Origin of the sequence: Enterovibrio sp. FF113, from assembly GCF_041439165.1 — a bacterium.
Lineage (GTDB): Bacteria > Pseudomonadota > Gammaproteobacteria > Enterobacterales > Vibrionaceae > Enterovibrio > Enterovibrio norvegicus_A.
On record NZ_JBGONO010000001.1, the window covers coordinates 23,856 to 37,200 of the forward strand.

15 protein-coding genes are annotated in these 13,345 nt (G+C 45.2%); 8 read left to right on the top strand and 7 right to left on the bottom strand.

Features of this window, described 5'->3' with window-relative positions:
- Positions 1 to 26: 26 nt before the first annotated feature.
- Both ACED36_RS00120 and ACED36_RS00125 read left to right on the top strand, forming a co-directional pair.
- Positions 27 to 437 (top strand): hypothetical protein, encoded by a 411-nt coding sequence (locus ACED36_RS00120; protein WP_016958772.1) that lies wholly within the window; start codon positions 27 to 29, stop codon positions 435 to 437.
- 286 nt (positions 438 to 723) lie between these two features.
- The gene (locus tag ACED36_RS00125) at positions 724 to 1,671 is read left to right on the top strand and encodes a L,D-transpeptidase family protein (RefSeq protein WP_017003533.1); all 948 of its coding nucleotides are present in this window, start codon (positions 724 to 726) and stop codon (positions 1,669 to 1,671) included.
- 20 nt (positions 1,672 to 1,691) lie between these two features.
- On the opposite strand, the gene ACED36_RS00130 is transcribed toward ACED36_RS00125, so the two are convergent.
- The 6 genes from ACED36_RS00130 to ACED36_RS00155 all read right to left on the bottom strand — a co-directional run bounded on the left by ACED36_RS00130 (position 1,692) and on the right by ACED36_RS00155 (position 5,776).
- On the bottom strand, positions 1,692 to 1,937 hold the full coding sequence (locus tag ACED36_RS00130; protein ID WP_016958769.1) for an LPP leucine zipper domain-containing protein: 246 nt from the start codon (positions 1,935 to 1,937) through the stop codon (positions 1,692 to 1,694).
- 194 nt (positions 1,938 to 2,131) lie between these two features.
- Entirely contained in the window at positions 2,132 to 2,593 is a 462-nt protein-coding gene (locus ACED36_RS00135) for a copper chaperone PCu(A)C (protein ID WP_016958768.1), read from the bottom strand.
- Positions 2,594 to 2,675: 82 nt separating this feature from the next.
- Positions 2,676 to 3,257 (bottom strand): SCO family protein, encoded by a 582-nt coding sequence (locus ACED36_RS00140; RefSeq protein WP_016958767.1) that lies wholly within the window; start codon positions 3,255 to 3,257, stop codon positions 2,676 to 2,678.
- Positions 3,254 to 3,628: a hypothetical protein gene (locus tag ACED36_RS00145; RefSeq protein ID WP_241819139.1), complete on the bottom strand. Its 375-nt coding sequence runs from the start codon at positions 3,626 to 3,628 to the stop codon at positions 3,254 to 3,256. Before ACED36_RS00145 ends, ACED36_RS00140 begins: the two co-directional genes overlap by 4 nt.
- A gap of 249 nt (positions 3,629 to 3,877) precedes the next feature.
- Positions 3,878 to 4,801 carry a DUF368 domain-containing protein gene (locus tag ACED36_RS00150; protein ID WP_017003532.1) on the bottom strand — a complete coding sequence of 308 codons (924 nt, stop codon included), beginning with the start codon at positions 4,799 to 4,801 and terminating at the stop codon, positions 3,878 to 3,880.
- A 105-nt stretch (positions 4,802 to 4,906) separates the two neighbouring features.
- Positions 4,907 to 5,776, bottom strand: coding sequence for a methanol oxidase (locus tag ACED36_RS00155; RefSeq protein WP_371732537.1), 870 nt, complete (start codon positions 5,774 to 5,776; stop codon positions 4,907 to 4,909).
- Positions 5,777 to 5,811: 35 nt separating this feature from the next.
- Between ACED36_RS00155 and ACED36_RS00160 the strand changes: the two genes are divergently transcribed.
- The 3 genes from ACED36_RS00160 to ACED36_RS00170 all read left to right on the top strand — a co-directional run bounded on the left by ACED36_RS00160 (position 5,812) and on the right by ACED36_RS00170 (position 8,972).
- Positions 5,812 to 6,651, top strand: a complete 840-nt coding sequence (locus ACED36_RS00160) for a pirin family protein (protein ID WP_371732538.1) — start codon at positions 5,812 to 5,814, stop codon at positions 6,649 to 6,651.
- A 204-nt stretch (positions 6,652 to 6,855) separates the two neighbouring features.
- Positions 6,856 to 7,089 (top strand): hypothetical protein, encoded by a 234-nt coding sequence (locus tag ACED36_RS00165; protein WP_241819244.1) that lies wholly within the window; start codon positions 6,856 to 6,858, stop codon positions 7,087 to 7,089.
- A 125-nt stretch (positions 7,090 to 7,214) separates the two neighbouring features.
- On the top strand, positions 7,215 to 8,972 hold the full coding sequence (locus ACED36_RS00170; protein WP_371732539.1) for a bifunctional UDP-sugar hydrolase/5'-nucleotidase: 1,758 nt from the start codon (positions 7,215 to 7,217) through the stop codon (positions 8,970 to 8,972).
- A gap of 464 nt (positions 8,973 to 9,436) precedes the next feature.
- Here ACED36_RS00170 and ACED36_RS00175 read toward each other — a convergent pair whose 3' ends face one another.
- Positions 9,437 to 10,255: a hypothetical protein gene (locus ACED36_RS00175; protein ID WP_016958759.1), complete on the bottom strand. Its 819-nt coding sequence runs from the start codon at positions 10,253 to 10,255 to the stop codon at positions 9,437 to 9,439.
- Positions 10,256 to 10,636: 381 nt separating this feature from the next.
- On the opposite strand from ACED36_RS00175, the gene ACED36_RS00180 reads away from it, so the two are divergent.
- The 3 genes from ACED36_RS00180 to pntA all read left to right on the top strand — a co-directional run bounded on the left by ACED36_RS00180 (position 10,637) and on the right by pntA (position 13,345).
- Positions 10,637 to 10,828 carry a hypothetical protein gene (locus tag ACED36_RS00180; RefSeq protein ID WP_016958758.1) on the top strand — a complete coding sequence of 64 codons (192 nt, stop codon included), beginning with the start codon at positions 10,637 to 10,639 and terminating at the stop codon, positions 10,826 to 10,828.
- A gap of 365 nt (positions 10,829 to 11,193) precedes the next feature.
- Positions 11,194 to 11,469 carry an HlyU family transcriptional regulator gene (locus tag ACED36_RS00185; protein ID WP_016958757.1) on the top strand — a complete coding sequence of 92 codons (276 nt, stop codon included), beginning with the start codon at positions 11,194 to 11,196 and terminating at the stop codon, positions 11,467 to 11,469.
- Positions 11,470 to 11,791: 322 nt separating this feature from the next.
- Entirely contained in the window at positions 11,792 to 13,345 is a 1,554-nt protein-coding gene (pntA, locus tag ACED36_RS00190) for a Re/Si-specific NAD(P)(+) transhydrogenase subunit alpha (protein WP_017003531.1), read from the top strand.

Here is a 13,345-nt window from a genome sequence, read left to right on the forward strand (position 1 = left end):
TCGGGTATATTTAAATGGAAGTTTTGATGAAACGTTTTTTCTTATTGTTTGCTTTAGCCATGCCTTCGATATCCGTGTCAGCACAAGGCTTGTCTGCTGGGATTTTCTTTGGTTCACCAATGTCTGGTGTGACAGTGTCACAAGATGTGGTTCGTATTTCTTTAGGAATACAAGAAAAAGGGGCCGCCGTTGATGGCCTATGGAATCTCGGTGAGTGGTTGGCAAGACCCGAATATGCGCCTCTTTATGGCTACACAGGCATGCAGTGGGTTGATGACCCTAAGCATAAATGGGGACCAAGAGCAGGGCTAGGTGTTGCGTTGCCAATGGGGCATGGCAATGTTGAACTCTACGGAGAAGCGGGAACAGCCTGGTATTGGCAAGAAGACGCAGCGTTCAAATTTGAAGGGTCATTTGGACTTAGAATGTTTTTCTGATCATTGCTGTGTTCTGCTCGGTATTGCAGTGGGAAGATTTCATGTTAAAGAGCGCCGATGGGCGCTCTTTACGTTTTGTGTCAGCGTCGAGAAAAATTGCACATTTGATGTGATAATCAAAGAGGCTAGCCTGAAGGGTGAGTCGCTTGGCGTGATATCTTATACTCTATAAGGTTAAAGACACTGAATCGTCTTGGATTAAGCGCCACATGCAATTTGTCCGTTTGAATACGTGCGGTAAATGAAGAATCGATTCGGCGAAAAATATTACCGAGAATTTTGACACATGAGTTTAACGCTAAAACGACTTTCAATTTTATGTGCATTGCTGATGCCATTTGCACTTCAAGCAAACCAATACGAATGGCCGGAAAAAGACACGCGCCTGATTGGTGACAATACGGTGCATGTCGTTAAACCGGGCGAGCATCTCGAGCTTATCGCGAAAGAATACAATGTCGGATTTCTCGCCTTGCTTTCAGCCAACCCTGGCGTCGATCCTTATTTGCCGCAGCCAGGTTCATTCGTCACGATTCCGCAGGCGTTGATCCTGCCTGACGTCGATTACGAAGGCATTGTCATCAACCTTGCGGAACTTCGCCTTTACTATTTCGAACCGAAAATCGGCAAAGTAAATGTTTTCCCGATCGGTATTGGCCGTATTGGCCGTGATACGCCAATTATGAAAACAAAAATCAGCCAAAAACGTGAAAATCCAACGTGGACGCCTCCAGCAAGCATTCGCAAAGAGTATCTAGAAGAGCGCAATATCGTGTTGCCTGAAGTTGTACCCGCGGGACCAGAGAATCCATTGGGCAATCACGCACTGAGACTGGCTTATGGCACTGGCTCTTATTTGATCCACGGTACAAATAAAGACTTTGGGATTGGCTTACGTGTAAGCTCAGGGTGTATTCGTATGCGCCCGCAGGACATTGATTGGTTGTTCAATGAAGTGGCGGTTGGCGAGAAAGTACGTGTGATAAACGAGCCGGTGAAAACCAGTTATGAGCCTGATGGCGCAGTGTATGTTGAAGTTCATCGTCCGCTTTCAGAAGATGAAGCAGAAGCAGGCTCACGCATTCTTACGCCACCAGATGCGCGCACGGCACATTGGTTGGAAGCCAACAGAATGAATGTGAGTCGTTACAGGGCAGCGTTAGCGGTACAATCAGGATTGCCGTTAGAGATGGGAAATAACGATGCGGCATCCGAAGATGCCGCAGAATTATAGGGGGATATGGTGCAGTTGACTTACTTAGTGTAAGACTGCGCCATGTTGTCGATACGCTCATTTGCACGAGCAGCTTCGTCATAAGCCAGTGCAGATGCTGCTGCTACGTCAGCTACGTCACCTTGTAGAGCTGAAACTTGGTTTGAAAGAGAATCTACTTTCGATGACATATCTGCAACACTTTGCTCAAGCGCTGAATTGCCAGAACAACCAGCAAGTAGTGCGCTGGATGCAACTGCTGCTAACGCTAGAAGACGAATTTTCATAGTTAAACCTCATTGTTTTTGTTGGGTTGCATTACTTTACTGCTTTTACCTGTTGAATAACTGGCTGCAGTATAACCATAGACTGGGATTGTCTATTCTGCCGCCTGTTGCCCTTTGATATCCGCCTCATTGTTGATACAGCCTAAAAATCTAAGTCACAGGTCAGCATAAATGTTTAGAACTTTGGCAGATTTCTAGCCGTTATCGTGACTGTGTTTCATTTTTGATTCAACTATTGTCTTTCTTATAGGAACAGATTGTGTGATTTCTGTTCCGTCTGAGAAGTGAAGGGTGAGGGGAAGTGATTCGCCTTCCTTCAATGGTGCAGCCAAATCGAAAAGCATGACATGTAAACCACCGGGTTCTAACGTCGCTTTTCCATGGCTAGGAATGGCAATGTTTTCGACTTGTCGCATTTTCATCATGCCGTCAGCCATAACGTGACTGTGCAATTCAACTTTTCCGGCTGCGGGAGTGGCCGCTCTGACCAAATTGACGGATTTGTCCCCTGAGTTCACTAATACCATGAACGCTGCGCTGTTTGGCGCTCGTGGTGGTGTTGCTCGTGCATAAGGATCGTTGATTTCGATGGTCGCTTGTGCAGAAAAAGTGAATAGACCAATGAGTAATGCACATAAAGACGAAGAGGCTTTCATCAAGGGTTCCTTTATTTGTATATATTGATGTTTAAGGAAAACAACGCACCAGGAGCGCGTTGATGGTAATTAGGATAACGGATTACTGCGTGGCAGTAGTGAGCCTCATGATGGCATCTGACACCATGTTTGGATTTAGCGTGTGCGGGACTTTTTCAACCAAAGTGCCATCAGGTTGCAAAAAATAGAAGTAGGAACTGTGGTCGACGGCGTATTCCATGGCGGAATTTTCAAGTTCAGTGATTTGATAAAGCACGCCGTACTTGCGTGCCAATGCCGCAATTTCTTGTTCACTGCCACTCGCACCTTCAATCATGGGGTGGAAATATCCCGCATATTCTTTTGCAGCTTCAGCGTCGTCTCTTTTGGGATCTAAGGTAACAAACAGTGGGCGAACATTGGTCAAGGCGTCTTCTGGGAGTGATTTTAGCGCCGCGGAAAGAATGGCTAATGATGTTGGACATACATCGGGGCAATGGGTGTAGCCGAAATAGACCACGCGTAACCTGTCGTCTGCATTGTCAAAAAGGTTGATGTTTTGATCACCACTTTTTAGTTGTCCAAGTTCAACATTTGCTTCAACGGTTTCGTTTTGTTGCACCATGTATCTCGCGCCCAAACCGGCAAGTAAAGCCAGAGCTAAAACAATGATCTTTGTTTTCATCTCTTCATCCTTATGTCTATAGGCAGCAAAATTTTCTTGTCTGGACTGCTAATGGCGCCGCGCCATGTCATTTCAGCATCCATGCATAGTGGCAACATGACTTCACCACGATATTGATTATTGTCAGACTTGGCTAGCTTGAGTTTGTACATCCCCATGTTCATTTCCACACCTTCGACTTCCAGTAACAAATAAGGTGCGTCATTGTCGTTAACTGTGACATCGAGTGTGACAGGAATTAAAGGTGTAACGGTATCTTCGGTGAGTTTTGCTATTGCCGAAGAAAATGCGCAAGGTGTTGTGCCAAGTGTGCAGGCTGGTGTCGTGGTGACGGATTCATTGGATTCAGAAAACAGAAACTGATCGGCCAAAAAATAGCCTGCGCAAAGAAAAATAAGGAGAGAAAAGGCGTCGAACCATCGACGATGTGTAAAAAGGCTATTTTTCATAAAGAACAATATTGAGGAATAAACGCTGAAAAGTGTATCACCATCCTCCTGATATCTATGTGAGTAAGGTCTTGAAATAGGCTAAATGAAAAAGGGCTGCCTCGCGGCAACCCTTTCATTTCAAGACGCTAATGTTTGTGCATCGTGTCAGCCGTGTGGCATATAGGCTGATTAGTCGCCAAGCTTCTGTGACACTTTTTCTAAGCCAAGAACGAGCCCAAATCCGACAGCCATCATTAGAAGTCCAACGATAAGTTGAGACGGTTGCCCGGTTGCCGCTTCAAATGCGGATGGGGACAGGACTTTCTCAATCAATGGCACTTGTTCACCCGATGAGTTAATGCGGAAACTGAGCACTTCTTTCCATGGCCATACTTTTCCAAGTGCTCCAATAAGCAAACCGGTAAGAAAGGCGATAGTAAAACTACGATAGGATCGTAGTAACCAAGAAAGGACATGAGAGAAGGTCAATAAACCCGCTAAGCAGCCTAGTGCGAACAAGCCAAGAATGGGGATGTTTAGGCCTTTTACTGCGTCTAGCACAGGACCGTACATGCCAAGCAGCAAAAGAATAAAGCTGCCAGAAATGCCTGGTAAGATCATCGCGCAAATAGCGATAGAACCCGCGATGAATACGGTGAGCATGTTGAACTCAAGAGATATTGGGTTAGCAACAGTAATACCGTATGCGAACACCGCACCTGCGATGGCGAGAGCAACCTCAGGCAGTGACCAACGTTCAACTTGTTTGATCATGTGTAAGGCAGATGCCACGATAAGGCCGAAGAAAAACGACCAAATGACGATGGGGTGTTCGGTTAGTGCGTAAGAAACGGCTTTGGCGAGTGTCAAAATTGCAGTCAGAATACCGGCCAGCAAAGTACTGAGAAATGTGCCGTTAACGTGAGTCCACACGGCGGCGAACCCTTCGTTACGCCAACGAGAGAATATAGATGGATTGACGCGACGGATGCTTTCTAAAAGGGTGTCATAAATGCCGGTGATAAATGCGATTGTGCCACCGGAAACGCCGGGAACGACATCGGCCGCACCCATGGCCATTCCTTTTAAAAAGGTTAAAATATTTTGTTTCATGAACTGCTTCTATGGGGACGTGGAAAAATTATTGCCCAATTATAGCGACTTGAATGCAAAGGGCTATGAATTAGTAGTAAGAGTCTAACAATGTACGTCGAGCCACTATCTGTGCAACAGCCACCCATAGGCCTCAGCAAGCTTCGTCTTTCCATCATGGTATATAGGGTCACCATGCACGGGCAATATGTGATCAAATGGCCAAGTGAGTATCTCTTGTAGCGAACGTCGTAGCAATTTTGGGTCCTTGATCTGGAAACGCTGGGTGAGCGGAACTTGAGCATGTTGGCGACAACCGCTGACTTTTCCTACGGCACGACGCAATACTGATCCGTGGTTTAACAAAATTAAGCTTTCACCCACCATTAAGGTGCGACTGTTGGGATCACAAAATACCACTTCTTCATTTTGGTCATTGCCACGCAAAACTGTTTGGTAGAGTTGATTGCGCCATCGCGGTGAGGTGGTGGATGTTAGTTCGCCATCAAAACCAATATCAGTGCGTTTTGTGGCAAGACCGGGTGCCGAGTAAAAATAGGCATCGGGATACACAAGCCACCAGTCTGATAGGGGGTGATGCAAACTTTGATTAACCGTGGTGACGCAGCTTACTCTGCCGAGTGCGGCTATCTGCGTTTTGATGTCTTCTGTAAGTTCACAAGGGTTATGAACCAATAAGCTTCCATCATCCAGCCGAACAATCGTCATTCTCTGGCCAATATCGACGCCAAAACAACGATATGTTTCGCTGTGGTACCAAAGATGGTCAGCTTTCCATTCGATCATTAGAAATTCATCCGTGAATTGGTAGAACTTGGGTATAGATATCAGAGATGCCGGTGCTGGGACAGAAAATTTTTTCGCCTTTGATAAGCAAATAACTTTGTTGAACACGAAAGACTTTTTGCATCCAAATTGATTGTTCGAAAAAACAGAACAAGTTGTTCCTGTTTGATAGGTTTTTCCTTGGGTCACTCTGCCCTAAACTGTCTCTAACAAAGGAGCTTGTTATGAAATTAAGAACCGTCACTCGTGTTATTCAGTCTCACCCTTCAAAAGACGGTGATGGCGTTAAAATCAATCGCGTTCATGGCTTTAACGATGCGAAGCTCAGTCCGTTTTTGATGATCGACGAGCTTAAAAGCGACAATCCAAATGACTATATTGGCGGTTTTCCTCCTCACCCGCATCGTGGAATTGAAACCCTGACGTATATGTTAAAAGGACACTTTCAGCATCGTGACCACATGGGCAATGTGGGTGAGCTTAGCAGCGGTGGTGCACAATGGATGTCTGCTGGAAAGGGCGTGATCCACAGTGAAATGCCGATCATGAATGACGGCGAACTGCATGGCTTTCAAATCTGGATTAATCTGCCAGCAGCAAAGAAAATGCTTCCGGCGCAATACCACGATTTTCAAGCGCCAGAAATCAACGAGTTCGGGTCAGCACAAAACCTACTTCGAATGATTTCAGGTAATGCCATTGAAAACGGTGAGGCAATCACTGGACCTTTGCAGAATACAGGTGTTGAAACATTGATTGCAGATTGGCAAGCACTGGCGGGAGAGGCGCGTAGCATTGCCATGTCATCGGCCTACCAAGTGAATCTGTTCGTCTATAAAGGAAGCATAGAGGTCGCGGGTAAGCAGTTAAGTCAGGGGCATTTGGTTCAGCTTTCTGAGGGAGAGCAGCTTTCGTTGAAAGCCGTTAAAGATTCTGGTGTGCTGATCTTGGCGGGGCTGCCCATTGATGAGCCTGTTGTGCATTACGGTCCATTTGTGATGAATTCGATGGATGAGATTAATCAGGCGATCCAAGATTATCAAAATGGTGTGCTCACCGAGTGAAGGGTTAACTGGCCAATCGAATAGAAGGGAGCAATGGCTCCCTTTGTTATCTGAACGAACCATTGTCATCACAACCGCATTTTATCTTGGTCTTTTTCCCTTCACTTCACGAACTATACTCTCCGTGTAAATAAAACATTGAATCTTGATTGCGCATTTGTTTTATTTTGTTTGTTGATAGAAGGAGTGAACAGTTTGCTACCAGTGATTGCACACGCGATTGAAACAGTTTTCTTGGTCACCGGCGTGGTGATGCTGATTCGTTGTGCTTTCCAGTATGCTTATCGAACTGAAAAATGGCATAGGCTCAATGTGGTGCTTTTCAATGTTCAGAGCCTTTCTTCTGAAGAAATGAAGTGGTGGTATGCCGCGATGATGAGTCTAATGCTCGGTGCATCGGTGAAGTTTGTTTCCTTCATTGCTCAGATAGGGCAATGACCTAATCGACGCGCTATTCTGTCCTCCGTGAAGTCTTAGATTTTCTTGCAACAAAAGTGTGATGTGTGTGAACTAGACTTAGAGTTTGATACACTCAGCTTTTGTGAAACGCGTAAAAGGAAATCATGCCTACCGTCACGCCAATAACGCTCGCCATCGCGCATATCAACGATACCCACTCCCATTTCGAACCAACGCCGATGTCATTGGCTGTGCAAGGACTTGATGAGCGTATTTATGCCAATGTAGGCGGCTTTGCTCGTATATCCTCTGTCGTTAAATCATTTAGACAAGAAACCCAAGCGGATACAGACGGTTTCCTGTTTCTTCATGCGGGTGATTGCTTTCAAGGCACGCTTTATTACAGTCTGTTCAAAGGCGAAGCGAACGCAACAATGCTCAATTTTCTTAACCCTGATGCTATGGCTTTGGGGAATCATGAGCTTGATCTTGGCAATAGCGCAGTTTCACGATTTCTCGATCAAATCGAATTTCCGTTACTTGCTGGCAATTGGGATGTCAGCAATGAATCAGACCGCAAACGCTTTCCCGTTAAAGGTAAGAAGCAGCTATTGCCGTATGATCCCGATAAAAAAATCGCGAATGTATTGCTCAAAAAAATGGGTGATCAGACGGTCGCTATCTTTAGTGTTGCACTAGATAAAATGGCCGATATTGCGATGCCAGATGCCGACACACCCTTCGTCAATGCCAAACAGACGATCATCAATACTGTCTCTTATATCAAACGCGAGTTCGGCACTCACCACATTATTTTGCTCAGTCATCTGGGTTACGAACCAGATTCAAAAGTGGCAGAAGAAGTGGAAGGTGTTTCGGTCATCGTGGGTGGACACAGCCATGTGTTGCAAGGCGATTTTACTAACGTTGGCTTAGGGGATATGGGTCCGTATGGTCGATTGATCAACGACACGCTGGTGGTGCAGGCGGGTTGTCACTCTTTTGCATTGGGCAAACTCATTGTGACGCTTGATGAGCAAGGTAAAGTCAGCGCCTACAGCGGCAGCAACTATCTTATGCTAGGCAGAAGCCTTGCGATGGATGCTTCTTGGGATCAAAGTCTGCCCGAAGAGGCATTCAAGACCGCGAAAGAATATTTAGCCCAGCAGCCTAATGTGCTTCATTGCCGAGGCGATGAAAGCATAAAACAGGTGCTGAATGCGCGTTATAAACCAGCCGTTGAAAAACTGAAGAGTGACGTTGTCACGCTATTGCCAGCAAGATTACGTCACCTTCGCGTGCCTGATGAAAAAGGCGGCAGTGAAATTGCACCGCTCGTTTGCGAAGGTTTGCTCTTTGCCGCTCGTCAACGTGGCCATCTGGTGGACTTTGCGATTCACAATGCGGGAGGTGTTCGCGTCAGTCTTGAGCAGGGGAAACTCACTGCCGCTGAAATTGCAGGCCGACTTTTGCCTTTTGCCATTGATCTAATGTTGTACAAACCAACAGGGCTGCAGGTCATGCAAGCGCTTGAAGGTGCCATTGACAATGCAATCAACAATGGCACTGAAGGGACGGGTGACGGCAGTTTTCCTTATACCGCAGGGCTGAAATACATCTATCAATGTGAAATGCCCAAAGGTGAGCGCATTACAACGCTTCAGTACCAACGTCTTGACGGCGAATGGTTGAATATTGAACGCGATAGCACCTATACCGCCGTTTCTTCCGCCTATACCTCTCAAGGCAAAGAGGGATATGACTCCCTTAAGCATCTCAAAGAGCCACCACGCTCCATTGACGTCACGCTTTCTGAAAGCTTCATTGAATTTGCGCGAACCAAGGAAACGTTGTCAGCAACTTCAATGGTGTTGGCAAATTATGTCCCTTGCCCTGAGTGTAAATCAGATGGAATTGACTGATTTCCCCTTCGATGAAACTATGTTTTAACTCATTGAAATAGCGACTATAAATGTCGCTATTTTTCATTATGTTAACTATTTCTCGTGCTGCATCACATTTGTGCCCAAAACTTGCAAGCTGTTGGAAACATGGCGATGTTTTGCCGTCTATGAATGAGGTATATCCGAAAAAGTCTCAAGAAGTCGGATTCAGCGTCGATAAAGTAAGTGATGCAGCGATAGGGGAATAAATCATGGTAGAAAAACGCGACTGGTTAGATTTCGGTTTAATCACCTTCTGGGTGGCGGCATGGTTATCACTGGTTTACTTCGTGCCAGGCGCAGGAGGCTGATAACAAATAGCTGACGGACAACTGTCCAATAGTCTGATAAAGGGCCCATCAGGCTAGCACTCTGTTATTAAATATAAAAAACTGACAACACGGTCGTTGTGTTGGTGTTCCTTATTTCTCGTATTCTTCTTTTTATCGTCTATTCAATCCCTCTTTTTGTGCTTTTCTGTCTCCTCTTCTCAATAAATACCTCACCACAATAGGTTGTAAAAATATTGGGAATTGCAATGCGCCTACCAATGGCAAATACAGTGGGCCTAGAAATGCCCCGGCCACTGAATAGGTCAGTAGCACATTTCTATTGCCTGATGTAATCGCGGCGACATATGCGGCTTCTCGCCCTTTTCGCCAATACAGCGCCAACCCAATGATGAAGAATAAAATGCATATTGCAAAAGCCATAAAGAACATGGTGATAGCAAAAGATCTGTCGTCGTTCCACAGCGTACGGTATTGACCTGTTAAACCAAACGGGAAGCTGAAGACAAGTAAGATAGTGAACTGTGCAAGCTTACCGTGGATGCGAGAGAGGTGTTTTTGAGGAACATATTGGTGAATGAGATAAGAAATCACCATTGGACCGATGATGAACACGGCCAGCCTTAAGCAATAACTTTGTAAATCGAGTGAGAATTCATCGCCACTAAACACAGCAAGGTTGATGTACAAGATGACTGGCATCATCAAAGTACTGGATAGGGTGAATGCCATTGCCGCCAATGGATCAAAGCCAACAGATCTTACGATGGCAGGCGTGGCAAACAGACTTCCGGTGGCACAGACGGCAGTCGCTGCCATCAGTAATTCAGTGCTAGCACCAAACAGCAATGCAATACTTGAAACGACGAGGGTAGTGACGCCGCCATGGACGAGGGCATAAATCCATGCCGAGCGATTAAAGAGAGCTTGAACCAACGCGCGTTGATTAATGCCAATGAGGGTAAAAAGCATTAATGCAAACAATATATACGGCAGGTAAGGGATGCTGGCAGCTGACAAGTTAGGAAAGGTAAAACCTAATAGTGCGGCGGCAATAAGAAGTACTGATGAATGTTGACTAAGAAATGCTAACAAAGAAGTCTCGGAGTTTATTGTTAAAGAAGGATGTTAACAGAGTGAAAATGAGATGATAAATTAAATTTAATAATGCGTGTTTTTTTGGTTATCAATTGTAGGGTTATTAAAAATCCCGATTTTTGAGCAATAAAAACACACATAAATCAAACGTAACATTAGAAAAACTAATCCAATTGAAGAATTAAAGTCATTTCATAAACGATGGGAATACGATTAGAATTTGTGCTGTAAAGACAATCACATAGTGAGGCAAATATGACACAGGTAGTAAACCTTGGCCCAGCCATGACTTCTGTTGAAAAAGTGCAAAAAAACTATGCGGTTTCTTTCAAAGGATTGATTGCCCATGTAATGGACGTACTGCGCAAGAAAGATGTGAGCAACACATTTCATTCAACTCATGATTTGCCAGAACACATCAAGCGCGATATCGGGCTGATCCGCTAAATTTTTTCATGACAACTTGAAAAGAATACGACAAGGCGCTGGTGACGAACCGGCGTTTTTTGTTTTTCCCTTATCTCTTTTTCCTTCCAATCTACAGTCGTATTATCTCCCCCTGCTTAGATCCAGAACCTAAACAAAATCTCGCAGAACAAGGAGCTTGAGGTGGTTTGGGTATATGCCATTCTTTGAAACAGCGTCATCGCCATTAAATTTCTTATATACCCCACAAGTTATTGTTTATCACTATCCTCTCCTTTTTTCGTTATGTTTACCGTGTGTTGTTCGGGTACGACTATAGACAAGGCTGATGCAGTTCGTCAGTATGTTTATTCAGTATTTTGGAGAACCGAAGAGGGTGACATTGCGTGGGATTGTTTAACTGGTTATTTGGCGATAAAGATAAGCCTAGCAAACAGGCTGAACCAACCGAATATAAGGGTTTTCTCATTTACCCAGAACCCAAATCTGAAGGTGGTCAATTTCGGATTAGTGGGCGCATTTGCAAAGAGATTGATGGTGAAGTCCAAACGCATTCCTTCATACGTTCTGATCTGTTGCCAAGTGAGGCTGGTGCAGCAGAACTTATGCTCAAAAAGTCTCATTTATTTATCGATCAAATGGGCGAAAGAATGTTTAGCTAAATGACCAAGATCAACGCAAATATCTGTGTTTCCGGTCAAATGTACGCCAAGGCTTCGAATGGATATTGAATGGGTAGCGGGTTTGATTTGATTATTGCTTAAATCAGCATTTAATCAGTAGTTTAACAATAGTGTAATTTGGGAGGTATGACCTCCGTCCACAAACAAATGGCGTTATTTTATCACCAAAATTCTTTAAGATTTGATCGTTTTTAGATGGTTTATTGATTATTTTGGTGTTTTTACTACAAAAATGCTTGATTAAGCCTTTTCAGTTCGTTACAAACAGATAACTTACACTGCCAATAGTCAGGGACTAACTATGCAAATTGGTGTTCCAAAAGAAATACTTGCGCATGAAACGCGAGTGGCTGCCACACCTAAAACGGTAGAGCAGCTCATTAAAATGGGCTTCGAGGTTGTTGTTGAAAGCAATGCTGGACTACTCGCTAGCTTTGATAACACTGCTTTCGAGCAGGCTGGAGCAAAAGTAGCTGATGCCGATTCCGTATGGCAGTCAGATATTATCTTTAAAGTTAACGCACCTGTGAAAAATGCAGAGACTGGCGTTGACGAAATTGCGCGTATCAAAGAGGGGGCAACCCTTGTGAGCTTCATCTGGCCAGCCCAGAACGAAGAATTGATGCAGCAACTCACCTCTCAGAAAATCAACGTACTGGCCATGGATGCAGTGCCGCGTATTTCGCGTGCGCAAGCTCTGGATGCGTTGAGTTCTATGGCTAATATTGCGGGCTATCGTTCCGTGGTTGAAGCTGCTCACGAGTTCGGTCGTTTCTTTACCGGTCAAATTACTGCTGCAGGTAAAGTTCCCCCTGCGAAAGTCTTTGTCGCGGGTGCTGGTGTCGCTGGTCTTGCTGCTATCGGCGCAGCGGGTAGCCTTGGCGCTATTGTTCGTGCGTTTGACGTTCGCCCTGAAGTAAAAGAGCAAGTCGAAAGTATGGGTGCGCAGTTCCTCGAAGTTGCGTTCGAAGAACAAGCGGGCAGTGGTGACGGTTACGCGAAAGAAATGTCAGATGACTTCAATCGTAAAGCCGCTGAACTTTATGCTGAGCAAGCGAAAGACGTTGATATCATTATCACGACAGCGCTTATCCCAGGCCGTCCAGCGCCGAAGCTAATCACCAAAGAAATGGTTGATTCGATGAGTGCGGGTAGCGTTATCGTCGATCTGGCTGCGGCAAACGGCGGTAACTGTGAATACACTGAAGCGGATAAAGTTGTTCTTACTGAAAATGGCGTGAAAGTTATCGGTTATACCGATATGGTAAGCCGTCTGCCAACTCAGTCTTCACAGCTATACGGTACTAACCTTGTTAACTTGATGAAGCTTCTTTGCAAAGAGAAAGATGGCAACATCAACATTGATTTCGACGATGTTGTTCTTCGCGGTGTTACCGTGGTGAAAGAAGGCGAAATCACATGGCCTGCGCCACCCATTCAAGTGTCAGCACAACCACAAGCGAAAGTTGACGTTCAGCCAGTTGCTAAGAAGAAAGTCAATGAGCCTGTTTCGCCTAAGAAGAAATTGGCGGGTCTGGCTGTTGCTTTGGCGGCATTTGGTTGGGTTGCGTCAGTCGCTCCACCCGCCTTCTTATCCCACTTCACGGTATTTGTTTTGGCATGTGTTGTTGGCTACTACGTGGTCTGGAACGTCACCCATGCGCTGCATACGCCGCTAATGTCAGTCACGAATGCAATTTCAGGCATTATCGTTGTCGGTGCTTTGTTGCAAATTGGACAAGGTAATGGTGTGGTTTCCTTCCTCGCATTCATTGCGGTTCTTATTGCAAGCATTAACATTTTTGGCGGTTTCACCGTTACCAAGCGCATGCTTGAAATGTTCCGTAAAGATTAG